23 protein-coding genes are annotated in these 25,298 nt (G+C 32.6%); 12 read left to right on the forward strand and 11 right to left on the reverse strand.

Annotated features, from left to right (window positions below; all coding sequences use genetic code 11):
* Positions 1-8: 8 nt before the first annotated feature.
* The 4 genes from Q1A73_RS10475 to Q1A73_RS10490 all read right to left on the reverse strand — a co-directional run bounded on the left by Q1A73_RS10475 (position 9) and on the right by Q1A73_RS10490 (position 2,488).
* Positions 9-803, reverse strand: coding sequence for an undecaprenyl-diphosphate phosphatase (locus tag Q1A73_RS10475; RefSeq protein WP_299605064.1), 795 nt, complete (start codon positions 801-803; stop codon positions 9-11).
* A gap of 59 nt (positions 804-862) precedes the next feature.
* Positions 863-1,129: a DUF3098 domain-containing protein gene (locus tag Q1A73_RS10480; protein WP_299605067.1), complete on the reverse strand. Its 267-nt coding sequence runs from the start codon at positions 1,127-1,129 to the stop codon at positions 863-865.
* 75 nt (positions 1,130-1,204) lie between these two features.
* Positions 1,205-1,594, reverse strand: a complete 390-nt coding sequence (locus tag Q1A73_RS10485; protein WP_299605069.1) for a hypothetical protein — start codon at positions 1,592-1,594, stop codon at positions 1,205-1,207.
* 15 nt (positions 1,595-1,609) lie between these two features.
* Positions 1,610-2,488 (reverse strand): permease-like cell division protein FtsX, encoded by an 879-nt coding sequence (locus Q1A73_RS10490; protein WP_299605071.1) that lies wholly within the window; start codon positions 2,486-2,488, stop codon positions 1,610-1,612.
* A 184-nt stretch (positions 2,489-2,672) separates the two neighbouring features.
* Here Q1A73_RS10490 and Q1A73_RS10495 point away from each other — a divergent pair, with 184 nt between their 5' ends.
* The 6 genes from Q1A73_RS10495 to Q1A73_RS10520 all read left to right on the forward strand — a co-directional run bounded on the left by Q1A73_RS10495 (position 2,673) and on the right by Q1A73_RS10520 (position 10,632).
* On the forward strand, positions 2,673-3,602 hold the full coding sequence (locus Q1A73_RS10495; protein ID WP_299605073.1) for a 2-dehydropantoate 2-reductase: 930 nt from the start codon (positions 2,673-2,675) through the stop codon (positions 3,600-3,602).
* Positions 3,603-3,887: 285 nt separating this feature from the next.
* A complete protein-coding gene (leuS, locus tag Q1A73_RS10500) occupies positions 3,888-6,707 on the forward strand; it encodes a leucine--tRNA ligase (protein ID WP_299605075.1) in 2,820 nt (939 codons plus the stop codon).
* 118 nt (positions 6,708-6,825) lie between these two features.
* The gene (locus Q1A73_RS10505; RefSeq protein WP_299605078.1) at positions 6,826-7,086 is read left to right on the forward strand and encodes a SemiSWEET transporter; all 261 of its coding nucleotides are present in this window, start codon (positions 6,826-6,828) and stop codon (positions 7,084-7,086) included.
* Positions 7,087-7,218: 132 nt separating this feature from the next.
* The gene (ald, locus tag Q1A73_RS10510) at positions 7,219-8,334 is read left to right on the forward strand and encodes an alanine dehydrogenase (protein WP_299605080.1); all 1,116 of its coding nucleotides are present in this window, start codon (positions 7,219-7,221) and stop codon (positions 8,332-8,334) included.
* Between the two features lie 104 nt (positions 8,335-8,438).
* The gene (locus Q1A73_RS10515; RefSeq protein WP_299605083.1) at positions 8,439-9,131 is read left to right on the forward strand and encodes a zinc metallopeptidase; all 693 of its coding nucleotides are present in this window, start codon (positions 8,439-8,441) and stop codon (positions 9,129-9,131) included.
* 79 nt (positions 9,132-9,210) lie between these two features.
* Positions 9,211-10,632 (forward strand): FAD-dependent oxidoreductase, encoded by a 1,422-nt coding sequence (locus tag Q1A73_RS10520; RefSeq protein ID WP_299605085.1) that lies wholly within the window; start codon positions 9,211-9,213, stop codon positions 10,630-10,632.
* Here Q1A73_RS10520 and Q1A73_RS10525 read toward each other — a convergent pair.
* The 3 genes from Q1A73_RS10525 to Q1A73_RS10535 all read right to left on the reverse strand — a co-directional run bounded on the left by Q1A73_RS10525 (position 10,610) and on the right by Q1A73_RS10535 (position 13,880).
* Positions 10,610-11,854, reverse strand: a complete 1,245-nt coding sequence (locus tag Q1A73_RS10525; RefSeq protein ID WP_299605087.1) for a hypothetical protein — start codon at positions 11,852-11,854, stop codon at positions 10,610-10,612. The two genes, Q1A73_RS10520 and Q1A73_RS10525, sit on opposite strands and share 23 nt — an antisense overlap.
* A 117-nt stretch (positions 11,855-11,971) precedes the next feature.
* A complete protein-coding gene (locus tag Q1A73_RS10530) occupies positions 11,972-12,442 on the reverse strand; it encodes an Lrp/AsnC ligand binding domain-containing protein (RefSeq protein ID WP_299605089.1) in 471 nt (156 codons plus the stop codon).
* Positions 12,443-12,509: 67 nt separating this feature from the next.
* A complete protein-coding gene (locus tag Q1A73_RS10535) occupies positions 12,510-13,880 on the reverse strand; it encodes a saccharopine dehydrogenase C-terminal domain-containing protein (RefSeq protein ID WP_299605091.1) in 1,371 nt (456 codons plus the stop codon).
* 153 nt (positions 13,881-14,033) lie between these two features.
* On the opposite strand from Q1A73_RS10535, the gene Q1A73_RS10540 reads away from it, so the two are divergent.
* Together Q1A73_RS10540 and pckA are read left to right on the forward strand one after the other, a co-directional pair.
* Positions 14,034-14,417 (forward strand): DUF423 domain-containing protein, encoded by a 384-nt coding sequence (locus Q1A73_RS10540; RefSeq protein WP_299605094.1) that lies wholly within the window; start codon positions 14,034-14,036, stop codon positions 14,415-14,417.
* A gap of 67 nt (positions 14,418-14,484) precedes the next feature.
* A complete protein-coding gene (gene pckA / locus Q1A73_RS10545; RefSeq protein ID WP_299605097.1) occupies positions 14,485-16,101 on the forward strand; it encodes a phosphoenolpyruvate carboxykinase (ATP) in 1,617 nt (538 codons plus the stop codon).
* 83 nt (positions 16,102-16,184) lie between these two features.
* Here the strand turns inward: pckA and Q1A73_RS10550 are convergent, their stop codons facing one another.
* Together Q1A73_RS10550 and Q1A73_RS24590 are read right to left on the reverse strand one after the other, a co-directional pair.
* Entirely contained in the window at positions 16,185-16,931 is a 747-nt protein-coding gene (locus Q1A73_RS10550) for a uroporphyrinogen-III synthase (protein ID WP_299605100.1), read from the reverse strand.
* A 32-nt stretch (positions 16,932-16,963) separates the two neighbouring features.
* The gene (locus Q1A73_RS24590; protein ID WP_366141450.1) at positions 16,964-17,617 is read right to left on the reverse strand and encodes a DUF4271 domain-containing protein; all 654 of its coding nucleotides are present in this window, start codon (positions 17,615-17,617) and stop codon (positions 16,964-16,966) included.
* 172 nt (positions 17,618-17,789) lie between these two features.
* On the opposite strand from Q1A73_RS24590, the gene Q1A73_RS10555 reads away from it, so the two are divergent.
* From Q1A73_RS10555 to Q1A73_RS10565, 3 genes are all read left to right on the forward strand, one after another.
* Entirely contained in the window at positions 17,790-18,521 is a 732-nt protein-coding gene (locus tag Q1A73_RS10555; protein WP_299605103.1) for a polyprenol monophosphomannose synthase, read from the forward strand.
* Between the two features lie 2 nt (positions 18,522-18,523).
* On the forward strand, positions 18,524-19,864 hold the full coding sequence (locus Q1A73_RS10560; protein ID WP_299605105.1) for a dihydroorotase: 1,341 nt from the start codon (positions 18,524-18,526) through the stop codon (positions 19,862-19,864).
* Between the two features lie 109 nt (positions 19,865-19,973).
* The gene (locus tag Q1A73_RS10565; RefSeq protein ID WP_299605107.1) at positions 19,974-20,516 is read left to right on the forward strand and encodes a DUF4296 domain-containing protein; all 543 of its coding nucleotides are present in this window, start codon (positions 19,974-19,976) and stop codon (positions 20,514-20,516) included.
* On the opposite strand, the gene Q1A73_RS10570 is transcribed toward Q1A73_RS10565, so the two are convergent.
* Both Q1A73_RS10570 and Q1A73_RS10575 read right to left on the reverse strand, forming a co-directional pair.
* Positions 20,479-21,495: an NAD-dependent epimerase/dehydratase family protein gene (locus Q1A73_RS10570; protein WP_299605109.1), complete on the reverse strand. Its 1,017-nt coding sequence runs from the start codon at positions 21,493-21,495 to the stop codon at positions 20,479-20,481. The genes Q1A73_RS10565 and Q1A73_RS10570 overlap by 38 nt on opposite strands.
* 31 nt (positions 21,496-21,526) lie before the next feature.
* Positions 21,527-24,460: a CHAT domain-containing tetratricopeptide repeat protein gene (locus tag Q1A73_RS10575; protein WP_299605111.1), complete on the reverse strand. Its 2,934-nt coding sequence runs from the start codon at positions 24,458-24,460 to the stop codon at positions 21,527-21,529.
* A 250-nt stretch (positions 24,461-24,710) separates the two neighbouring features.
* On the opposite strand from Q1A73_RS10575, the gene Q1A73_RS10580 reads away from it, so the two are divergent.
* Positions 24,711-25,298 (forward strand): sigma-70 family RNA polymerase sigma factor, encoded by a 588-nt coding sequence (locus Q1A73_RS10580; RefSeq protein WP_299605113.1) that lies wholly within the window; start codon positions 24,711-24,713, stop codon positions 25,296-25,298.

Here is a 25,298-nt window from a genome sequence, read left to right on the forward strand (position 1 = left end):
ACTGGGGACTATTTAATAAAACCAAAGATGATGGCTATTACACCAACAACAATACAATATAAGGCAAAATATGATAATTTACTCTTTTTTACCAAAGAAATCATCCATGTACAGGCAAAAAGTCCAGAAATGAAAGCTGCTAAAAACCCAAGAATTAAAGGGAAACTACTCTCTGAAGAGATGTTTAAATCCCCACTTAATAGGTCTTTGGCAATCTTTCCGAAAATTAGAGGAATTACCATAAGAAATGAGAATCTTGCTGCTTTTGTTTTATCATTACCTAGCAGTACAGATGTAGAAATGGTAGCTCCACTTCTAGAAATACCTGGTAACATGGCAATCGCTTGAGCAATACCTATAACAAAAGCATTAGACGTGCTTACGATCTTATTAGTGTCTTTGGCCTTATCTGCTAACCATAAAAGAATCGCCGTGATCAATAACATAAAACCAACGAACATAATATTCCCACCAAAAAGCTGCTCTAATTGTTCTTCAAAAAATAGACCTATAAGCACTGCCGGAATCATAGAAACTATAATTCGTAGAGAAAACATAGTTTCTTCATTCTTTTTAAATTGAAAAAGACCTTTTAAGATCTGTAGAATGTCTTTTCGAAATACAACAATGGTACTAAGTGCTGTCGCAAAATGCAAAACAACTGTAAAAAGCAGGGATTCTTCGGGTACACTCTTATCACCTAGAATAGCTTTTCCTAATTCTAAATGACCACTGGAAGAGACTGGAAGAAATTCAGTTAGTCCCTGAATTACACCCAAAATGATAGCATCAATAATTTCCATAAGGAACGTTTTGTAAAATTCGATGCAAATATATAACTACGAGGAGATAAATCGTTTGTTTAAGCAGTTTTCTTCTTGTCTGGATTTAGTAAAATGGCATAAACTTCAATTCCAAATCCAATTAATACAATCATAGGAGCTAATCGAATTCTTCTGAAATTGTAAATCTCAGGATTAAAAACATTAGGATCGTCACTTCCACCTCCTGCCATTAGGATAAAACCTAAGGCAATTACAGCAATACCAATTGCCATTACTACATAGTTTTTCTTCCCAAAAACGAAATCTGGTTTGTGCACTGTGCTATTGTTGGATTGTTTGCTCATGAATGTCGTTATTTATGTTGTTGTTCTATCTAAATAAGTCAGGAAGATAGAATTCCAATGTTTATATTTTTATAACTATTGTTCTTCTTGAATTTCATTAAAAATTACACGATCATCTACTACCAATTTAGAGATGTGTCCCATAATTTTGTCACGTGTAAATATAGTCCATCTATGAATAGAATACAAAGTAACTTTTTTGCCTATTAATTCTTCTTGTAACTGTTGGATAGTCAATCCTTGTTCTAATCCTCGATTGATATAATAGTAATGATCATCATTTTCTAAAGTAATGGCGATATCGAAACCGCTTTTCTCTTCTACTTTGGTAACAACGCCAGTAATTTCTATAACGTCATCAGGTTGTACATCTCGTATTGGTTTAAACGTTTGAATGGCAACCCACATAAAAATGATGAACAATACCGATGATATGGAAAAGAAAATTCTTCCGGTTTTTTTCATGATAGCTTCAGATAATTAATAGTATAATTCATCAGTTCTAAGATTCAGAAAACGCTGAGTAGCGAAGAAAGTACTAAGCCATGTGATGAAAACACCTATTCCAAAAACTCCTCCAAATAAACCAATGAGTAAGATTTTGTCATTCAATAAACCTAGTTCAGGAAAAGCCTGATCCAAATAATATAATACAACTCCTACTCCTATTAATGCAACAATTGCTCCAATCATACCTAGACGAATACTCTTCCAAACAAAGGGTCTACGGATGAATTTTTTGGTAGCACCTACCATTTGCATCGTTTTAATAATAAAACGTTTTGAGTATACAGACAATCGTATGGAACTATTGATAAGTAACACCGCAATAAATGTGAAAATCCCACTAATAAGTAATACCCAAAAACTTATTTTTTTGATATTGTCATTTAGTAGCGAGATTAAAGGTTTGTCATAAATTACTTCGTCTACAAAATCTTTCTTAGTAATGCTTGTGGTTATTTCATCAATTTTTACTTGATCTACAAAATCGGCTTTAAGAAATACATCTATAGAATTTTGTAAAGGATTGTATCCTAAAAAATCCATAAAGTTTTCTCCAATATCCTTGCTATGCTCTTCTGCCGCTTCATCTTTAGAAATATAAGTAGTAGACTTGGTGTATTCTGCCAACGCTAGACTTTTTTCCATTTGTTTAATTTCTACCTCTTTGGCAGTATCTTTTAAATAAATGGTCAAAGCAATTTTTTCTTTAAAATGATCGGCTACCTTTTTGGTATTCAACACCAAAAGACCTAATAATCCCAATAAAAAAAGTACCAGAGAAATACTAATCACCACAGAGAAATAAGAAGATATAAGTCTGCGTTTCTGATATTTTTCAAAGGATGAGCTCATAAAGATTTATTTTGCAGGTAAAAATAATAAAGTTAATAGACTTTTGATGCTAAATACATCTCATTTCAGAATTAGTTGCACTAATAATTAAGATCAATTTATAATAATCTTTTACCTAATTTTAGTTTCTTTATCAGATAACGTAAACTTACAAACATTGTTATTTTTAATATAGCCAAATCATATGCATACAGTAATAATTGGTATAGGAGGAGTAGGAGGATATTTTGGAGGTAAGATTGCTTTTTCGGGTCAGAAAGTTTCTATGCTGGCCAGAGGAGCACATCTCGAAGCGATACTCCAAGATGGATTGCAAGTAAAGAGTATTGAAGGAGATTTTATTACAGCACCTTTTTTGGTCACACATGATATACATCAAATTGATAAAGCCGATTTAATATTGATTTGTACAAAATCATGGCAAGTTAAAGACGCTGCTGAAATCATAAAACCATTACTTAAAGATACTACTGTTGTAATTCCGTTACAAAATGGAGCTGATAATGCAGAAAAGATCATTTCCGTGATTGATAAGAAATATGTATTAGGAGGTTTATGCAAAATCTATAGCAAGATCGAATCACCAGGAATAATTTCACATTTTGGACACCCACCAGAGATTATTTTTGGAGAATTGGATAAGAGTAAATCAGATCGACTACTTCGTATAAAAGAAGTATTTGATAAAGCAGGTTTTAAAAACAAAATTTCAGAAGATATTCAGGTAGATATTTGGAGTAAATTTATGTTTATTGCCACAGTAAGTGGATTGGGAGCGTTAACCAGAGCTACGATTGGAGAGATGTATGCGCATCCAGAGCTTAATAGTATATTGAAAGCTACAGCTTCCGAAATTTATCAAGTTGCTATTGCGAAAAAAATAGCAATGCCTCCGACCATTGTAGAAGGTATCATGAATTTTATCAAAAATCAGCCTTATGATGCCACAGCATCTACCCAAAGAGATATTATGGAAGGTAGGCCTTCAGAGCTAGAAAATTTTAATGGTTTTATTGTAAATGAAGGTAAAAAACTAGGTATAGATACACCTACAAATACCTTTATTTATAGTTGCTTACAACCAATGGAAGCAAAAGCGAGATTAAATTCTTAGCATTTTGTTATCCTTTTACAAAGAATAGATATTAAAAAGCTTCGAAATTCAGGAGATGAGGTACGAGTCGACGCGAAGTTTTGAGTATGGTTTTATGAGATTTATCGAATAAAAATTCCTTGTAAAAGGTGTCTTTTTCTTTGTTTCGTTTCTTTTGGACAAGCAAAAGAAATGAAAAGGATTATGTTTATGTTTCAAATTTAAAGCTCAAATTATAAAGAACTTAAAAGTGATCTGTTATTAAACTCACATAAAATCGTAAATTTGCGGTCTTAATTTCAGATCATGAGTTACGACTTTAATACGATTGAAGCCAAATGGCAGGCTTATTGGGCAGAGAATGGAACATTCAAAGCTGAAAATAATAGCGATAAACCAAAATATTATGTATTGGATATGTTTCCTTATCCTTCTGGAGCGGGATTACACGTTGGGCATCCATTAGGTTATATTGCCAGTGATATCTATGCGCGATACAAGCGTCACAAAGGTTTTAACGTATTACATCCTCAAGGATATGACTCTTTTGGATTGCCGGCTGAACAATACGCGATTCAGACTGGACAACATCCTGCAATTACCACCAAAGAGAATATTGCCCGTTACAGAGAGCAGTTAGATAAAATAGGGTTCTCTTTTGATTGGAGTAGAGAGGTGAAAACTAGTGATCCAAAATTCTATAAATGGACGCAGTGGATTTTTATCCAACTTTTTGATTCCTGGTATGATAATGATGCTGATAAAGCAAGAGCTATAAATGAACTGGAAGAAGTTTTTTCTAAAGAAGGAAATACAACTATAAATGCTGTTTGTGATGAAGACGTGGTTGTTTTCACTGCTGAGGAGTGGAATGCGTTTTCGTCCGTAGAAAAACAAGAAGTCCTTCTAAAATATAGATTGACATATTTAGCAGAAACCGAAGTGAATTGGTGTCCAAAACTAGGTACTGTTTTGGCAAATGATGAAATTGTAAATGGAGTTTCTGAACGTGGTGGTCATCCGGTAATTCGTAAAAAAATGACTCAGTGGAGTATGCGAATTTCTGCATACGCACAACGATTGTTGGATGGATTAACAACGATAGATTGGCCACAACCATTAAAAGATTCTCAGACTAATTGGATTGGTCGCTCACAAGGAGCGAGTGTGACTTTTAACGTAAAAGATCATGATGAGGTAATTAAGGTATTTACGACTCGACCTGATACTATTTTCGGAGTAAGTTTTATGACATTAGCACCAGAACATGAATTGGTAGCTAAAATTACTACTCCAGAACAAAAAGCAGAGATCGAAGCATATATTGAAGCTACGGCAAAACGAAGTGAACGTGATCGTATGGCAGATGTAAAAACCATTAGTGGAGTGTTTACAGGAGCTTATGCAGAACATCCTTTTACCAAAGAACCTGTGCCGATTTGGATTGGAGATTATGTATTAGCAGGTTATGGTACTGGAGCAGTGATGGCGGTTCCTTGTGGAGATCAACGTGATTATGACTTTGCAAAACATTTTGGGATTGAGATTCCTAACATTTTTGATGGAGTAGACATCAGCGAAGAAGCTTTTGCAGATAAAGAAAAAACAATCATCGCGAATTCAGACTTTTTAGATAGTCTTAATTATAAAAAAGCAATGAAAAGAGCGATTTACGAATTAGAGGAAATCGGTCAAGGAAAAGGCAAAATTAATTACCGATTACGAGATGCGGTATTTAGCCGTCAGCGATATTGGGGAGAACCCTTTCCAGTATATTATGTAGATGGAATGCCGCAGATGATAGATCTGCAACATCTGCCTATTGAGTTGCCAGAAGTAGAAAAATATTTGCCAACTGAAACTGGAGAACCACCTTTAGGTCGTGCTGATGTTTGGGCTTGGTGTACAGAAACCAATAAAGTGGTTAGTAATGAAAAAATAGATAACACTAGCGTTTTTCCATTAGAGTTAAATACAATGCCTGGGTGGGCTGGAAGTTCGTATTACTTTAATAGGTATATGGATCCGAATAATGATGAGGTAGTATTTTCTAAAGAAGCAATCAACTATTGGAAAGAGGTGGATCTATATATAGGGGGAAGCGAACATGCAACAGGACATTTATTATATGCGCGTTTTTGGCAGAAGTTCTTATTTGATCGTGAAATCGTTCCTGTAGATGAATTTGCAAAAAAACTGATCAATCAAGGAATGATTTTGGGAACAAGTGCTATTGTGTATAGGATAAGTGGTACGAATACATATGTTTCTAAAGGACTTAAGGATCAGTATAAGAATCAGATTGAAGAACTTCGCGTAGATGTAAATATGATTAATGCTTCAGATGAGTTGGATCCAAACGATTTAAGAAATTGGCAACCACAATTTGAAGATGCTGAATTTGAACTAGAAGATGGGAAATATATTGTTGGGCGTGAGGTCGAAAAAATGTCTAAAAGATGGTTTAATGTTGTAAACCCAGATGGAGTTTGTGAGCAGTATGGAGCGGATAGTTTACGCTTGTATGAAATGTTTTTAGGACCACTGGAGCAAGCAAAGCCTTGGAATACTGCGGGTATTACAGGAGTACATGGATTTTTGAAGAAGCTTTGGAAACTATACCACAATGGAGAAGAGTTTGGAGTGACCGATGCGGAACCTTCTAAGGAGAACTTAAAGACCTTACATAAAACAATTAAAAAAGTAGAAGAAGATATAGAGAACTTCTCTTTTAATACTTCTGTAAGTACATTTATGATTGCCGTAAATGAATTAACTGCTCAAAAATGTAATGCTAGAGCAATTTTAGAACCACTACTAGTACTGGTATCTCCATATGCACCGCATATTGCAGAAGAATTATGGAGTAAATTAGGTCATAAAGATTCCATTGCTACAGCAGCATTTCCAATATTTGATGAGAAATATTTGGTGGAAAGCTCAAAACAATATCCGATATCTTTTAATGGAAAAATGCGTTTTACCATGGAACTTCCGTTAGATATGAGTAAAGAGGATATTGAAGCAGCAGTAATGGCTCACGAAAAGACACAGCAACAACTCGCAGGACGAGAACCGAAAAAAGTGATCGTTGTACCTGGTAAAATTGTGAACATTGTTGGGTAATTTTTAGAAAGAAATTTATGTCCGTCTGAGCCTGTCGAAGACTTTTTTTGTTTGGTATTATAACACTTCGACAAGCTTAGTGTGACTACGATAGGCTTACAGTTTTTTATCAACAGATATGATCGATTCCATAGAAATATTAGGATTAATAGCCGCTGTATTAACTACAGTGGCTTTTTTGCCTCAAGTATACAAGACCTGGAAAACAAAATCTGCAGAAAGTTTATCGATGACGATGTTATTGGTTTTTGAAAGTGGCGTTCTTTGTTGGTTGGTTTACGGTTTTTTGATCGATAGCTTTCCTGTAATTTTGGCAAATGCGATTACTGCAGTATCAGGAATTTTTCTACTTTATTTTAAATTTAGTTATAAAAACTAAATAAAATTAACGACTCTCTTGTTTTTTAACAACTTTCAATATGTTTTCCTAAATTACGGATAAGATATTTTTTAAAGGTATTTTATTGTTTTATTTCAAGAAAACATCTATTTTCGACCCAAAATTAAGAATATGATAATTGGTGTTCCTAAGGAAATCAAAAATAACGAGAACAGAGTAGGTGTAACACCTGCCGGAACAATGGCACTCGTTAAAAATGGTCACACTGTTTTCATTCAGCAAAATGCTGGTCTTCAGAGTGGTTTTAGTGATGAAGAATATATAGAAGCTGGAGCTAAAATATTACCTACAATAGAAGAGGTTTATGCTACTGCTGAAATGATTATTAAGGTTAAGGAACCTATTGAACCAGAATATAAATTGATTAAAAAGGATCAATTATTATTCACATATTTTCACTTTGCTTCTAGCGAGCCTTTAACAAAGGCTATGATCGAAAGTGGATCCGTTTGTATTTCTTATGAAACTGTAGAAGATCCAGATCGTAGTTTGCCTTTACTGACTCCGATGAGTGAAGTAGCTGGTAGAATGTCGATACAGCAAGGTGCTAAGTATCTAGAGAAACCATTAAAGGGAAGAGGAATTCTTTTAGGTGGTGTTCCGGGAGTTGCTCCTGCCAAAGTTTTAATCTTGGGTGGAGGTGTTGTAGGAACGCAAGCTGCTAAAATGGCAGCAGGAATGGGTGCTGATGTTACGATCCTAGATATTAGTATGAAAAGATTACGTTACTTAGACGATGTAATGCCAGCAAACGTAAATACTGAATTCTCTAACGAATATACTATTCGTAAACATGTAAAAACTTCTGATTTAATCATTGGAGGAGTATTAATTCCTGGGGCTAAAGCTCCAAAGTTAATCACACGCGATATGCTTAAGGATATGCGTACGGGTACTGTATTGGTTGATGTTGCTGTTGATCAAGGTGGTTGTTTCGAAACTACAAAACCTACTACACATCAGGATCCTGTTTATATTATTGATGATGTAGTACATTATTCTGTGGCAAATATGCCAGGAGCGGTACCATATACATCTACTTTGGCATTAACCAATGTAACTTTGTCATATGCAATTCAATTGGCAAATAAAGGTTGGAAAGCCGCTTGTGCAGATAACGAACCACTTAGAAAAGGATTGAATGTGATTAATGGAGATGTGGTGTATCCTGCTATTTCAGAAGCATTTAACCTTCCTTTGGAAGATGTAAATAACTATTTAAGTTAAACTCGACTTATTGGCTAACTCAAGTTTATTTAACTGAAAACCTCGTCTTTATGGCGAGGTTTTTGCTTTTATTATCGTAACTTTAATCTTAAAAGTATTTAATTATGATGGGATATTATATCATAGCGGGTGTTATCTTTTTGGTGAGCTCCTATGTAAGCAATAAATTAAAAAGTAAGTTCAAACATTATTCAAGGGTGCAATTGCGTAATGGAATGAGTGGAGCAGAGATCGCTCAAAAAATGTTAGATGATAATGGAATCAGGGACGTACAAGTTATATCTACACCTGGTATGCTAACGGATCATTATAACCCTAGAAATAAAACAGTAAATCTTAGTGAGGGAGTATATAATCAACGAAATGCGGCCGCTGCAGCAGTAGCAGCTCATGAGGTTGGCCATGCAGTACAGCATGCTACAGCATATAGCTGGTTAACGATGAGGTCTAAAATTGTTCCTGCAGTTGGAATAGCTAGTAAGTTTTCTAACATTGTAATTATGGTAGGTCTAGCTTTGTCTGTAGGTGGTAGCGTATTCGGAAATCTTGTATTTCTACTTGGTATTATATTGTTCGCTGTTACTACTTTATTTACATTTATTACGCTACCTGTAGAGTATGATGCCAGTAATCGAGCACTTGCTTGGCTAGAAGATGCTAATATGGTTACCAATGAAGAATATGATGGTGCCAAAGATGCTTTAAAATGGGCGGCAAGAACGTATTTAGTAGCAGCTTTAGGATCATTAGCTACGTTACTTTATTTTATTTCAATGTTTTTAGGAAGAAGAGATTAGTAATTGCGAAAACTCGTAGTTTTTCTTATTCAAAGATCAAATATGTGTATCTTTTGCCTTTAATTTTGATAGACTAACAATGTCGAATAAAAAGGTGATTGTTATTGGAGCTGGACCAGCTGGTTTAGCGGCAGCTTACCAATTGATGAAGAATAATGTGCAAGTGGTGGTTTTTGAAGCTTCTCCCTTCGTTGGAGGGATGTCTAGGAGCTTTGATCTTTGGGGTCAACGAGTAGATCTAGGACCTCATAGATTTTTTTCTAAAGACCCTAGGATTAATGCTTTTTTTGATGAATTGATTAAGGAAGATTTTACCCAAGTAGAGAGGTTAACAAGAATCTTTTACAACAAGAACTTTTTTGATTACCCGCTAAAAATTTTTAATGTATTGGGTAATCTTAGTCTTATAACTATCACAGGCATTCTCTATTATTATGCAAAACAACGGGTTTTTCCTATAAAGAATCCAGATACTTTCGAAAAATGGGTGACAAATCGCTTTGGTAATAAGCTCTACACCATTTTTTTTAAATATTATACCGAAAAGCTTTGGGGCATTCCATGCTCCAAAATAGATGCAGATTGGGCGGCACAACGGATCAAAGGATTGTCTCTTTTTGAAGCTGTTTGGAGCGCTTTTAAGGGAAATCGAGGGAATAAACATAAAACGTTGGTTGATGAGTTTTCTTATCCCAAAAATGGAACAGGAACATTGTATGAACGTGCGGCTGAATATGTAATAGAAAAAGGTGGAGTTATCCATAAAAATACTCCAATTCAAAACATTGTTATTGAAGATGGTGTGTGTACAGGAGTCATTACAAAAGATGGAGAACAATATTCTGCTGATCATGTGATATCTTCTATGCCTCTTACCTATCTATTGCATGGTATGAATGATGTTCCTGAAGAAGTTTTGAAGTCAGTGGACAGATTATATTTTCGAAATACTATTCTAGTATATCTAGAAATAGATAGGAAAGATTTGTTTGAAGATAATTGGATTTATGTGCATTCTCCAGAAGTCAAACATGGAAGAATTACCAATTTTAGGAATTGGTGTCCAAGTTTGAATAGAGGAAAGAAGACTACGATTTTATGTTTAGAATTTTGGGCTTTTGATTCGGACCCTATTTGGAAAGAGACGGATCAATATCTTGGTGATTTAGCAATCAAGGAGCTTAAGGCTTTGAAATTAATAGAAGAAACAGAAGTAGTAGAAAATACGAAGATTGTAAGAGTTCCAAAATGCTATCCTGTGTATGAAATTGGATATAGATCTCATTTAGACATTATTGAAAATTATTTGATGGGGATCAATAAATTAACTCCAATAGGTAGATATGGAGCATTTAAATATAATAATCAAGATCATTCTATTTTAATGGGCATTCTTGCTGCTGAGAATATTGTAAACAATACTCATGTAGATTTGTGGAAAATTAATACAGATACAGAATATCAGGAAGATGGAGAGGTTAAAGATGTTTTGATACAGTAAGATTTGATATTTTTATGAAAGAATTTATGCCGTAAATGGCAAAGAAAAAATAAAGAGGGTATATAGGTATTGTGAATCTAGCAGCTGACACTGGTCCTGAAATTCCAGCTAGGAATAAGATAAAAAACAACATTACGTAAAATATTAAATTTACGTTTTTGGCATTCTTAAGCCAAAACCAAATAAATCCAAGGAATTTTACAATGTTGAGTATCAAAATTATTACTAAAGAAATAATAAGAGGAGTTGGTTGAGTTTTTAAAAACTTAAACACCCCGAGAAATCCATCTTTATTAAAGTGGCTTAAAAAACCAACTTCCGAAATTTTGTTGGAATTCGGGTAAAAAAACATGAATAAATCATATCTGCCAGGATCAATAAAAAATTTTATAGAACCTCTTAGATGAAAGAAAATATACGGTATTAATTCCTTGCTTAAATGATCTATGGATTGAGTTTTAATAAATTCTATTTTTTTCGGATACCCCGAGATCTCACGGGATTTTACCGTTATGTCATGATTGACCTTATTGGCATATTCTTCTCCATATTTGTTCAGATGAAAATATTTCAAATTATAATCTTTTAAGTTAACATGTTGAATACTTGAAAAATCATAAGAACCAGTTCGTTCAAAATTCCAATGACAATATAAGAGTACGATTACTATAGGAATAATAGAAGTAAGTGAAGTTAGCGTAGGTTTTAGAAATACTCTTTTGCAAAATATGAATGTTATTATGATGTTAGGAATTACTAAAAGATAAAAAACGGGTTTTGTTAGTAATAAAAGAGTAATCAATGATTGGTAAATAAGAAGATGTTTTGTTGACTTATATTTTAGAATAAGATTGGCTACATAGATAGTCAAAACAATTAAAAACTGCACAAAAATTTCACTCATTAGCATATTAGCATAGATGAATTGACTTAAAGAAAATATCGTAAAAAGATATAATATGATCTTATTGATTTGCCCAAATTGATCTTCAAAAAAATTTTTCGTTACTAGAATACTGGAAATGGATAATAAACTTTGTACGATTATAATTGTAGCTTTAGATGTAAAAAATAAAGATGTAACTAGTAAAAAGATAGAATATAAAGGAGGTCTTCTTGTGTAATATCCGTAATCAATATTCTTAGAAAGGTCTCCACAATAAAATTCGAAATAATGACCAATATTTTTACTTAATTCTAGGTACTCTAGAGAATCAAGCATAGTAAGATAATTATCATTTACTATTTGATATATAATAAAAATAAGATGAATAAAGACTAAGAATTTCAAGAAAGCATTTCTTTTGAAATAATTAAATAGAGACATTCTTTTTGTTTATTAGATCTTTATTTGTCGACTAATTTGTTGATCTAAGGAAATAAAGGTTTCTGTTCGTGAAACACCTTCTATTGCCTGAATTTCTTTATTAAGAACGTTCATTAAATGTTCATTGTCTTTACAAAGAATTTTAATAAAAATAGACCAATTTCCGGTGGTGTAATGACATTCTATTACTTCTGGGATGTCTTTAAGTTGTTTTACCGCTTTAGGGTTGCTTACAGCTTTATCCAAATAAACACCAACAAATGCCATGGTTTTATATCCAAGTATCTTTGGGTCAATGATAAATTTGGATCCAGTAATAAGTCCTGATGCTTCTAGTTTTCTTAGTCTTTGATGAATAGCAGCACCTGATATGCCAATTTTTCTTGCGATTTCTAGGATGGGTCTTCGAGCATCTTCCATAAGATTGCGAAGAATCTCTTTGTCTATACCATCAATTTTTAAGTTGCCGTATTGCCCTTTCATAAAAAAGAAGTTTCAAATCTTAACCAAAAATAAGGCATTCGATATAAAATTGAAACTCTTGTAGGGATTATCCTTTTACACCATCAGGATTATAGCCCAGGTATTCTCGATCAATTTCTTTGAATATAATTCCGTATTCTTCTAGTTCTTTAAGAATTGGTGTGTATACTTCTTCCTGAATTGGTATTTGAACTCCTGGAGTTGTGATTTCTTTATTCAGGATTTTTAATGTAGCTATTGCAACAGGAAGTCCAACGGTTTTTGCCATAGCAGTATACTTTTGATCTTCTCCGATACTTACCATTGTGGCATCTATTTGTTTGCGCTCTCCATTTATTTCATAACCAAATTTATGATACATAACGATCATATCCTTATCTCCATGATCTAAAGTCCATTTATCCATTAGTATTTTTTGCAGAATTTGCGCTGGTGTAGCATTTGGAATTCCAACTTTTTTATTGGTATTGAAAATATCTAACTCTAGTAATTTATCCCATATGATATCGTCCTGATCAATTTTTAGATAATGACGCAGTTTTAATTCCACAGAATCTGTAGGGGAATATGCAAGGAAAGAGTTCGTGAAATCTCGATAACTCATGTGTTCCGAGTTTTCTAATGTATAATCATCGGCAGTCATACCTAACTGCACAAAAATATTCCAGGCTTTAGAAAAACCAACTCTTCTAATAGTTCCTCTATATAGGGTTAAAATATCATCTAAACCATAAATACTTTGGTATTTTAGAGAATTTCGATTGGCATAGGCTTCAAATCTACCATATTCTTCTACTTCCAAAAACTCAGTTCTTCTAAACAGTTTGTGATATGGGATGTATTTATAAGTTCCTTCTTGCAAGAACTCAGCAGCTCCTCCTTGTCCAGCAACAACTACATTTCTTGGATTCCATGTGAATTTATAATTCCAAAGATTAGTGTCACTTTCTGGTGCTACAAGGCCACCAGTGAAAGATTCAAATAATATTATTTTTCCGCCCTGATTTCTAATTCGGTCGATCACTTGCATAGCACTCATGTGATCGATGCCTGGATCTACACCAATCTCGTTCATGAAAACAAGGCCTTTATTAGTTGCTTCCTGATCTAGAGCTTTCATTTCATCACTTACATAAGAAGCTGTAACCATTGATTTTTCAAATCGAAGACAATCTTTAGCAACTTCTATATGAAATCTAGCAGGAAGCATAGAAACTATAATATCGGCTGATTTTATGGCATCTTCCCTCGATTTTTGATCAAAAACATCTAGAGCAATTGCATTGGTATTAGGATGATTTGCAGCAAGTTCTTCTGCATTAGTTAGGGAGATATCTCCGATAGTAATGTGTAAATTTTCAGAAGAAGATTTGTCTTGAAAATACTTGATTAAAACAGCAGTTGATTTACCTGCACCAATGACCAATATCTTTCTCATAACTAATGATTATTTTGATAACTTTGATACGAAAGTAATGAATACATCAAAAAGTAAGATCTTGATTTTGTAGTATTCGTTATGTTTTTCTCTAAAATATGTCTAAAAATCATTTTTTAAACCAAAAAATGATCAATTGTTGCAAAAAAAAGAATGAATAAAACAATTTTGATTACTAGTGCTATATTAGCTTTATTAGCTGTTTTGTTAGGTGCATTTGGAGCACATGGATTGGAAAAATTAGTGGATGCCAAGAATATCAATTCTTTTCAAACTGGGGTTCGGTATCAAATGTATCATGCAATTGGTTGTCTTATCTTAGGAAATATGAATATGCTACAACAGCTTCATAGAAGACGTGTTTTTTATTTATTCCTAATAGGAATTATTCTTTTTTCGGGATCGATCTATTTATTAGTGCTAGATGAAGTACTGGGAATTTCTCTGGAAAGCATTGGTTTTATTACACCTTTAGGAGGTTCTGTTTTAATTTTGGGATGGATTTTCTTTATAATTTATCTCAGTAAGATTAAGTGATTTTTTTGACGGTTGGTGTACTTTTTATTTATAATTTTGCCACACATAACAAACACAACATATTTTTATGGAACCACTGTATCCAATTACGAAAACGATTTCGTTAAAGCATTACGGTATTGAAAATGCGACAATACGTTACCAATTATCTCCTGATGAACTTCAGGAAGAAACGGTACAAAAAAAACAAGGAAGAATTACAAAATCAGGCACACTTGCTGTTAATACAGGTGAGTTTACAGGTCGCTCTCCAATGGATCGTTTTATTGTAAAAGACCAAATTACTGAAGAAAAGATTTGGTGGGGTGATATTAACATTCCTTTTGAGCCAGATGCATTTGATGCTTTATATGATAAAGTGATTGCTTATCTTTCTGGGAAAGAAATATTTGTTAGAGATAGTTATGCGTGTGCAGACCCTGATTACAAATTAAACATTAGGGTGATTAATGAATATCCTTGGTCAAATATGTTTGCTTATAATATGTTTTTAAGACCAACGGAAGAGGAGTTAAAAGATTTTGATCCTGAGTGGACGGTGATTAATGCTCCTGGTTTTATGGCAGATGCTGCCGTGGATGGAACACGTCAGCATAATTTTGCTATTCTAAATTTTACTAGAAAAATAGCACTTATAGGAGGAACAGGTTATACAGGTGAAATTAAAAAGGGAATTTTCTCTGCTTTGAATTTTATCTTGCCAGTATATAAAAATACCTTGCCAATGCACTGCTCTGCTAATGTTGGTGAAAAAGGAGATACGGCGATATTTTTTGGATTATCAGGTACAGGAAAAACAACCTTATCTACAGATCCCGATAGAAAGCTTATCGGTGATGATGAGCATGGATGGACAAAGGAAAATACTATTTTTAATTTTGAAGGAGGATGTTATGCAAAAGTGATTGATCTGTCCGCTGAGAAAGAACCTGAGATATATGGAGCGATTAAAAAAGGAGCTATTTTAGAGAACGTTATTATAGATGATAACGGAGAGGTAGATTATTCAGATACTTCAATTACACAAAATACAAGAGTAAGTTACCCAATACATCATATTGAAAATATTCAGGATTCTTCTATTGGAAAAAACCCAAAAAACATTTTCTTTTTAACGGCAGATGCGTTTGGAGTAATTCCTCCTATTTCTAAGTTAACGCCTAGTCAAGCAGCATACCACTTTATCTCAGGATATACAGCAAAAGTTGCGGGTACAGAAGCAGGAGTTGTAGAGCCTACTCCGTCATTCTCCGCTTGCTTTGGTGCTCCATTTATGCCTTTACATCCAGCGAAATATGCAGAAATGCTTATTGACAAAATGAAAGATACTGGAGTAAATGTTTGGTTGGTAAACACTGGATGGACAGGTGGTCCTTATGGTGTAGGTACCAGAATAAAACTGAAATATACGCGAGCAATGATTCAGGCAGTACTGAACGGAGATTTAGGTCTGTATTCTTATGATAACTATCATATTCATTCGGTATTTGGGGTAGCACAACCAAGAGAATGTCCAGGAGTTCCTACTAGTGTGCTTAGTCCTAGAGCAACGTGGAATGATGATGAAGCTTATTATAAGACAGCATTTAAACTAACAAATGCATTTAGAGAGAATTTTAAAAAGTTTGAATCTTATGCGAATGAAGAAATTCGTAGAGGTGGACCACAACGATATGCTTTTTAAATAAATAAAAAGTAACACATATTAAAAAGCCTGAAATTTAAATTTCAGGCTTTTTAGTTTTATATCGAAATAAAAAAAATGTCTTATTTTTTATTAGCTTCTTTAATATATTTCTGAAGCGCCATGGTCATAGAAGGAGTTTCAGGCGTAGGAGCTTGAATATTCACTACTAAATCATGTTCTTCGGCTGCTTTTACAGTAGAATTACCGAAAACTGCTATACGCGTATTATTTTGCTTAAAATCTGGAAAGTTTTCAAATAATGACTTAATTCCAGAAGGGCTAAAGAATACTAAAATATCATAAAATACATCGCGTAAATCAGAAAGATCACTCACTACTGTTCTGTAAAAAATAGCTTGTTTCCAGTCTACTTTCAATGAATTTAAAGTGTCTGGAATTAAAGGTTTTAATTGATCGGAAGAAGGAAGTAAGAACTTTTCATTTTTGTACTTTTTAATCAAAGGTGTTAGTTCTTGGAATGTACGTTTTCCTACATAAATCTTTCTCTTTCTATAAACTACATATTTCTGAAGATAATATGCTACAGCTTCACTCTGGCAGAAATATTTAAGAGTATCAGGTACTTTAAAACGCATTTCCTCCGCGATTCTAAAAAAGTGGTCAACAGAATTTCTACTAGTAAGTATAATTGCTGTGTATTGAGATAAATCTACCTTTTGTTGTCTCACTTCTTTCGCATCTACTCCCTCAACGTGAATAAACGGTATAAAGTCAATTTTTACCTTTTCCTTTTCTTCAAGATCGAAATAAGGCGAATTCTCTACTTTAGGCTCTGGCTGAGACACCAAAATCGTTTTCACTTTCATATATAATCTTTATTAGTACACGTATTCCTAAATTATACCATTAGTTTGTAAAGCATAAAATAGGGCGCGATTTCAAGTGCGCAAAGATACAAAATAAAATAAAACAAGTTCTTTAAAATAATGTTTTCATTTCGTTTATAGGCAGAAAAGAGAGTGATTAAGTTAAGTAGTACCAAAGATCCTATAATAATTAGAAGAACAATTTTTGAAGGTTTTGCAGTATAAATGAAGAATAAATTAAGAGGTAATAAAATTACGCCTAAAAAATTACGATATGATATTTTATAGAATAAATAATCGTCTATCAAGGATTCTATAGAAAAAACAATAGAAACAATTTTTTCGATTAAAATTTTGCATAGAAATACGAATAAATACAGTAAAGTGATCTTGAAATAGAATAACATATTTAATTCGTTTACTTTCCATTGAAAAGTTTCAACGCATAGATATGCAAATAAAGACACAGACAGTATTTGCACTAATATTAGTATTGCATTAAATGCATTAGAGAGTTTATTCCCCTTATGATTTAATACCACATATTTATTTGTGTTAAAAAGCATTGTAAATTCATGAAACAATACTGAGTTCATGAGTTTTGCAGTAGCTAACAATATAAAACATACCAGAAATATAATGGTAATCCAGTCGCTTGTTATAATTTCTCTTGTAATAACTTCCATAATTGATGCTCCAAAATTAAATCATAGTTGCTACATAAGAAAATGAAAATAAAGTAAATAAAGATGCAACACTAATTTCTTCTGGTAGTTATATTATTAAACTATATTTTTACTGAAAAAAACTGGAAATAATCTAGTGATTATTTAGTTATATTTGCCTGAAAATACCCAGATGGTAGACGCCTTAGTAATTATACCTACCTATAATGAAATTGAAAATGTAGAGCGTATTATTAAAAATGTGCTTGCATTACAGCGTGATTTCGATATACTGATTGTAGATGATAACTCTCCTGACGGAACTGCGGCAAAAGTTAAAGAGCTGCAAGAAATATATGGAGAACATTTGTTTTTATTAGAAAGAGAAGGTAAACTTGGTTTAGGAACAGCCTATATTACGGGCTTTAAATGGGCTTTGGAAAATTCGTATGAATATATCTTTGAAATGGATGCTGATTTTTCTCATAACCCTAATGATTTAATAAGGTTGTATAATGCTTGTGCCAAAGGATCATCTCATGTGGCCATAGGATCAAGATACGTAACTGGAGTGAATGTGGTCAATTGGCCAATGAGTAGAGTATTACTCTCTTGGTTAGCCTCAAAATATGTGCGTCTAATTACAGGTATGAATATCCATGACACAACAGCAGGTTTTGTATGTTATAAAAGAGAGGTTTTAGAAAAAATAAATCTTGATAAAATTAAATTTGTTGGGTATGCTTTTCAAATCGAAATGAAGTTTAAGGCTTATCTCCTTAAGTTTAAAATAAAAGAAGTCCCAGTAATTTTTACAGATAGAACACGTGGTGCTTCTAAGATGAGTAAAGGAATCATTTCAGAAGCCATTTTTGGAGTTTTGGGAATGAAATTAAAGAGTTTGTTTAATAGTTATGATATATAATTATGAATAGTGTATTGATTAAAAACGCGAACATTGTTAATGAAGGAAAAATTTTCAATGGAGACGTATATATAGAAAATGGGTTTTTCAAAGAAATTGCAGCACAGATAAGTGCAAAATCTCCAGATGTTCAGGTTTTTGATGCAGAAGGGAAGTACCTATTTCCTGGGGTAATCGATGATCAGGTTCATTTTAGAGAGCCAGGATTAACACACAAAGCAACTATCGAAACTGAGTCTAAAGCTGCTGTTGCAGGAGGAATAACTTCTTTTATAGAAATGCCTAATACAAATCCTCAGACAACAACGGTAGAAAAACTTGAAGAAAAGTTTGATATCGCAGCTAAAACTAGTTATGCGAATTATTCTTTTATGTTTGGAGGAACCAACGATAACTTAGAAGAGATAATAAAGTTAGATCCATCTAAAGTGGCAGGGCTTAAATTATTCCTTGGGTCTTCTACAGGAAATATGTTAGTGGATAATCCAGAAGTATTAGAAAAGATTTTTTCATCGACGGATTTAGTAATATCGGTTCATTGTGAGGATGAAGAGACGATTAGAAATAATACAGCAAAATATAAAGAACAATATGGGGATGACATTCCTATCGAAATGCATCCGGTAATAAGAAGTGAAGAAGCTTGTTACTTATCTTCTTCTAGTGCTGTAGCATTAGCTAAAAAAACTGGAGCTAGATTACATGTATTTCATCTTTCTACAGCAAAAGAACTGGAACTTTTTACCAATAAAATTCCTCTGAAAGAGAAAAAAATAACTGCAGAAGTTTGTATACATCATCTTTGGTTTTCGGATGAAGATTATAAGCAAAAAGGAACTCTTATTAAATGGAATCCCGCAGTGAAAACTGCTAAAGATCGAGATGCATTATTTGAAGCATTATTGGCAGATAAATTAGATGTAATTGCTACGGATCATGCGCCACATACAAAAGAAGAGAAGAGTAATGTATACACCAAAGCACCATCAGGTGGTCCTTTAGTGCAACATGCCTTGCCAGCGATGTTAGAGTTTTATCACAGAGGTAAAATTTCATTAGAAAAAATCGCCGAAAAAATGTGTCATAATCCAGCAATTCTTTTTCAAGTATCAAAAAGAGGGTATATTAAAGAAGGATATTGTGCAGATGCTGTTTTGGTAGATTTGAATGCGCCTTGGACTGTAAATTCAGATAATATTGCGTACAAATGTGGGTGGTCTCCTTTTGAGGGTACAACTTTTAAATCTAGAATTACGCATACTTTTATTAATGGAAGTTTGGTGTATAAGAACTTTAAGTTCTATGATGTTAAAAATGCACAAAGATTAACTTTTGATCGTTAAGAAAAGCTTCAATTTTATATTGGTAAAACTTTTGAATTAGACAATAAAGTTGATGTGTGTAGTTCTCGGTTTTATGTTTAGTTCTTGATAATCATTAAAATTAAAATATGTGAAAAAAAGTTTTGTTTATAGTGCTTTATTATTGATACTCGTAGGGTTCTCTTGTCAAAATCTGGATAAGATTGATAAACCCGAAAACTTTATCGAGGAAGATAAGATGATTGAGATACTTACGGATATAGCTTTTGTGAAAGCTGCTAAAGGAAGTTATAAAAAGGTTTTTGATATCGAAAAAATAAATCCAGAGTTATATATATTAGAAAAGCATGGTGTAGATAGTTTAGTGTTTGCAGAAAACAATAGATGGTACATGAGTCAGCTGGATGATTATGAAGAAGTTTTTGAAAAAGTAAAAAAAAATATAGAGGTATCAAAAATCAAATTCGAAAAACTTAAGAAGGAAGAAGATTCGTTAAAAAAGATAGAAGACTCTATTAGAAGATTAAAAAAAGGTCTTAAAAATATAGATGAGTTATCAAGTGATATGGAGGAACTCGAATCTATTAAGGAAGAATTAATGAATATCGAAATGGAAGATGCTGTTAAAAAAAGAACTAAACCTTCTCCTCCTTCAGGAAAAAAGAAGCAGTAGTTTCTATAGCATTTTCTATTGGTAAGAAATCATAGGATAATTCCTTTTTGATTTTATCATTCTCATAGAAAGAATTTGTAAACGCACTTTTTATAGAAGACTTAAATAGAATTTTTTTAGTTCTAAAAAGGAAATGACTAAATTCTTGAATATAATATGCTATTTTCATCGTTAACGGAGAAACCTTCTTTTTGGGAATTGATTTTTGTAAAGCTTTTGCAATAAGAGTAAACGCATTTTTAAAGCTCAAATTTTCGGCAACTACCACATAACGTTGATTTTTAATAGCGCTATTTGTGAGACGATACATGATTTCTATTACATCCTCCACAGCAACATAGCCAGTAGTTCCATTGGTGTAATAAGGCATTCCCTTGTGTATTTTTTTAAATAAAAAACCACTTCCAGAATTGTAAAAACCACGACCTATAATTATTCCAGGATTTACAATAACTGCATCTAATCCTTCCTGAGTACCTCTCCATACTTCCATTTCTGCTCCATATTTCGTGATGGCATAAACAGAATCGGAAATTTCAGGATTCCATTCTGAGTTTTCATTAATAGGATTTTGTAATGCGTTTTCACTTAATGTTGCAATAGAGCTTACATAACATAGTTTTTGAACATTGTTTAATAAAGATAGATTTACAATGTTTGCAGTTCCTTCAATATTTGTTTTTCTTAATTTTTTGAAATGTGAAGGATTAAAAGAAATCATGGCAGCACAATGATAAACATGAGTGATGTCTACAAAGGCTTTAGTTAATTCAGGAATGTCATTCAGATCAGTTTTAATCCATTCAATAGTATCAAATGCTTCTCGATCTTCCGGATTACAGCACTTTAAATAGATGCTTTTTGCATAATCTTTTTTTGTTGCTGTTCTGTATGTGGCTCGTATCTGATGTTTTTCTTTTAATAGTTTGATCAGTAAATGAGTGCCCACTAAACCTGTTGCTCCGGTAACTAAAATCATTCTTCTTCTTCTGGAATACTAATGTAAACAATTAGCTATAAATATCTTTGCTCACTGTTCCTATTTTTTTGTTTCTGTACCATAACCAACCTAAAAAGATTATGATAATACTTGTAACTCCTATTGCTATCCAATACCAAAAAGGATTCGTCCCGAATTGGACAGGATCAGAATCTCCTAAAAGATAAAAACCTCCCCAATAGAAAGGGTGGATACGATTGATATTCGCATTTTTAAGATACTCTAATTTTGCCTGTTGCAGAGCATGTGATTTACTCATGCCATTTTTTAGGTTGATATAAAAATAGGTCATTAGATCTGGAGTAGTCTGATCCGAAACATCCCAACTACTAAGCAATAAGCTCTTAGCTCCTGCATACTGAAACGCAGTTCCTAAACTCATAATCCCTTCTCCTTTCGCAATTTTTCCTGTACCTGTATTACAGGCGCTTAGAACTGTTAGTTCTGCTGGGATGTCCAATGCAAATAGTTCATGGCTATAGAGTAAATTATCCTCGATAGAGTCATTACTCTTTGTAAAAAATAGCTTTGAATTTTCTGGTCGCTCATTATCCACTTCACCATGTAATGCTAAATGTAAGATACTATAATTACTCACATTCTTTTTAAAATTAGTTTCAATAGCCTCTGATCCATAAAAATAATTTCCATTAATAATATTGGCAATGGCCTTAATTTCTTTGCGAGTTCCTGGCAAATCATTTGTATACTGAGTAAGATCTGATAAACTTATGGTATTTGAACTTTGTTTATCAATTTTATTAGAAAAAGAAAAGGCTAGACATTCTTCTTGTGTGTTTTTAAAATTAAATAAGCTTTTATCTCTATCCGAAAATAATAAGTTTGCGGAGTTGGCATAAGAAACAGTATAATCTTTTAGTAAATAGGATAGGTCTTTAGGGTTATTAGTAATGTCGTCTTTACTTAGTAGTAAATCAAAATTAAGATGCCATAAAGCACCATCTGGAACAATGATAAGTTCTTTGCCTCTAAGCTCATTTTTAATTGGAGCTATAAGGTCTTTATACAATAGATGAGCTATTTTCTTATATGTCTTTGTATTTCTATCGGTTATCGTCATTCTGAATTCCGAAACTTTTTCATTTAGATCAAATATCTTTAATTCTTTAACTGCAATTTTATTTTTGGTAATGATAAATGTGTATACAATATCATTGGCTATAAAAAATTCTAAAAGCGTAGATGTCGGGTGTAGCATTTCTTGGATATCATCTACTAATATTATGGAGTTTTGGTATTTTAATTTGTGGTATTTGGGATAATTTGTTTTTAATACAAAGGCTAGAGAGTCTTCTATAAGACTTAACTTATGTAATTTGTTTTCGTATTCCTGAATTTTAGACCCATCGATGTTTGCTTTGGATGTTTCTTCAACTATTCTAGATTGATAAAAAGCTCTATTAATCCTTTGGTTTTTTTCGAGTTCTAATAATTCAGGAGATAAGCCAGCAAACTCTTTAGTCTTTGATTCGTTGATTAAGTCCTTAAGTGTATTTGCTTTGCTTTTTTCTATCAGGTAAATTATTTTTTCAAGAGTATGCTTAGCTCCTATTTCCTTGTAAAACTGAAATTGTGCTTTGATAGCATCCGCATAAATAATTCTAGCACTTTCTGCGAATAAAATTTTCTCTTGATAATCTTGATAGGATTTTCGGATATAATTAATCAAAACATCAGCTTGATCATAGATCTCTAAACTTTTACATAGATCTTCAATATTCTCGTACTCTTCATATTTCGATAGAAGTGTAGTAGCTTTCCCCCTGAGTACGGTTAATAGTAGTTTTAAATCATAATATTCGCTAGGATCAAAAACGTTTGTTCTTCGGGTATCATATTTTGATTTTCTATTAGCTTTTACGGCTTTATCATAGTAAGATATTGCTGTAGAAAAGTCTTTTTTCTTATCATATACTTTCGCTATGTTATAGTAGAAATCCGAAGTTAGTATATGTTTATTACCATAGGTTTTTTGAAATGTAATTAGCCCTTTTTCATAGTATTGTAGGGCGTCTTCATATTTCTGTTTCTGAATATAAATATTTGCAATTCTTAGATTTAAGTTCACAATTTTTGGATCATTTTCATCTAAAACAGTTGAGTAGGCGTTAAGAGATTTTTGGTAATAAGATAATGAGATGTCATACTCTTTTCTATAGTCGTAGATGTCTCCAATATTAGCGTATAATTCGGCTACATTAATATTGTTTTCTCCATAAGCTTGTATGTGTATTCTTAAGCTTTCTAGATAGTTTGTAAGTGATTTTTCATACTTTTTTTGATCCCTGTAGAGGTTACCAATATTCTGATAACTCTTTCCGTTTTCGATATAGTTTTCTCCAAACAGCTTAGTTCCTATAAGAATACTCATGTTGTAATACTCTATTGCCTTTTCGTGTGCGCCGTTTTTAATGTAAACATCTCCGATATTGTCATAAGTAAAAGCGATCATATCCCTTTTTCTAGAATACTGGAAAATAAGCAGTGATTTCTCGTAGTTTTCTAGTGCTAAATCATATCGTAAAAGGTTTTTGTAGGTAACTCCAATATATAGAAATCCAGTTCCGGTATAAAAATGATACCAACCATATTTCTTAATCGATAGTCTTACAAAAGTTTTAAAATAATCAAGTGCAATTTCATGTTCACCCAAGTTTTTATAAATAAGGCCTATTCTATTGTAATGAATAATTATTTTTTCATGATTCTGACCATATATTTTAGATTCTACATCCAAAGCTTTTTTATAGTATTCTACAGAACGTTCAAGTTTCTTTTGTTCAAATAGAGATTCAGCTTTTTGTAGATATTGTGAGGCTAGTATCGTGTCCTTAGATGACTGTGCTAAAATTTGGCATAATGGAAGAAAAAGAATAGTAATATATACAATCTTAAGAGTAAAAAAATATTCCAGTCGTTCCATTGATGACAATATAAACATCCTTAATGTTAGATTGTTTAATTTTTATCTAAAACCTATCTTAAATCATGCATAGACAATAGGTGTTCTCAGATAAGCTTGTTATTTTAGATAGTTGGTTATGTACTTTTAAAATCAAAAATAGATAACCATTTATATTTATTTATAGTATAGCACATAAAAATGTTACTTTTACAGATAAATAAAAATTAAACTAATAAGGTAACAGATTGCTGTTTTAGGACATTAACCTATGAGTATTAATGATGATCGCAAAATTTTAGAAGGAATTCTAGCTGGTGATGCCAAAGCAATTAAGGCTTTTTACAAGAAAAACTTTAGTTACATAAAAGGTTTTGTTTTAAAAAATTCGGGAGACGAAGAAGATGCTGAGGATATTTTTCAGGATGCATTAATAGTTATTTATGAAAAATTAAAAGCAGGTACTTTGGATATACATTCCAACGTTACAGTTAGAACCTATCTTTATGCGATATGTAAGAACATGTGGAGGAGTCGATTGAGAAAGAAAAAGAAAATGATTGTAGATAATGAGGTGCTGGAAGAAAATGAAAGAATAGAAAAGTCAATAAGTGAAGAGATCGAATACAAAGAGCGGGAGCATTTGTATAGGAAGTATTTTCTTGCTTTAAGTGATTCTTGTAAAGAAATCCTGAATCTTGTTTTTGATGGTAATAACATGAAAGAAATTGCAAGTATAACAGGATATTCAGACGGATACACCAGAAAGAAAAAGTTTGAATGTAAGAAAGCGTTGTTAGAAAAATTAGAGAAAGACCCTATGTTTCAGGAATTAAAAATAACTTCTGTAAAAGATTAA

The sequence above is a fragment of the uncultured Aquimarina sp. genome (genome assembly GCF_947492115.1).
In the GTDB taxonomy this organism is placed as follows: domain Bacteria; phylum Bacteroidota; class Bacteroidia; order Flavobacteriales; family Flavobacteriaceae; genus Aquimarina.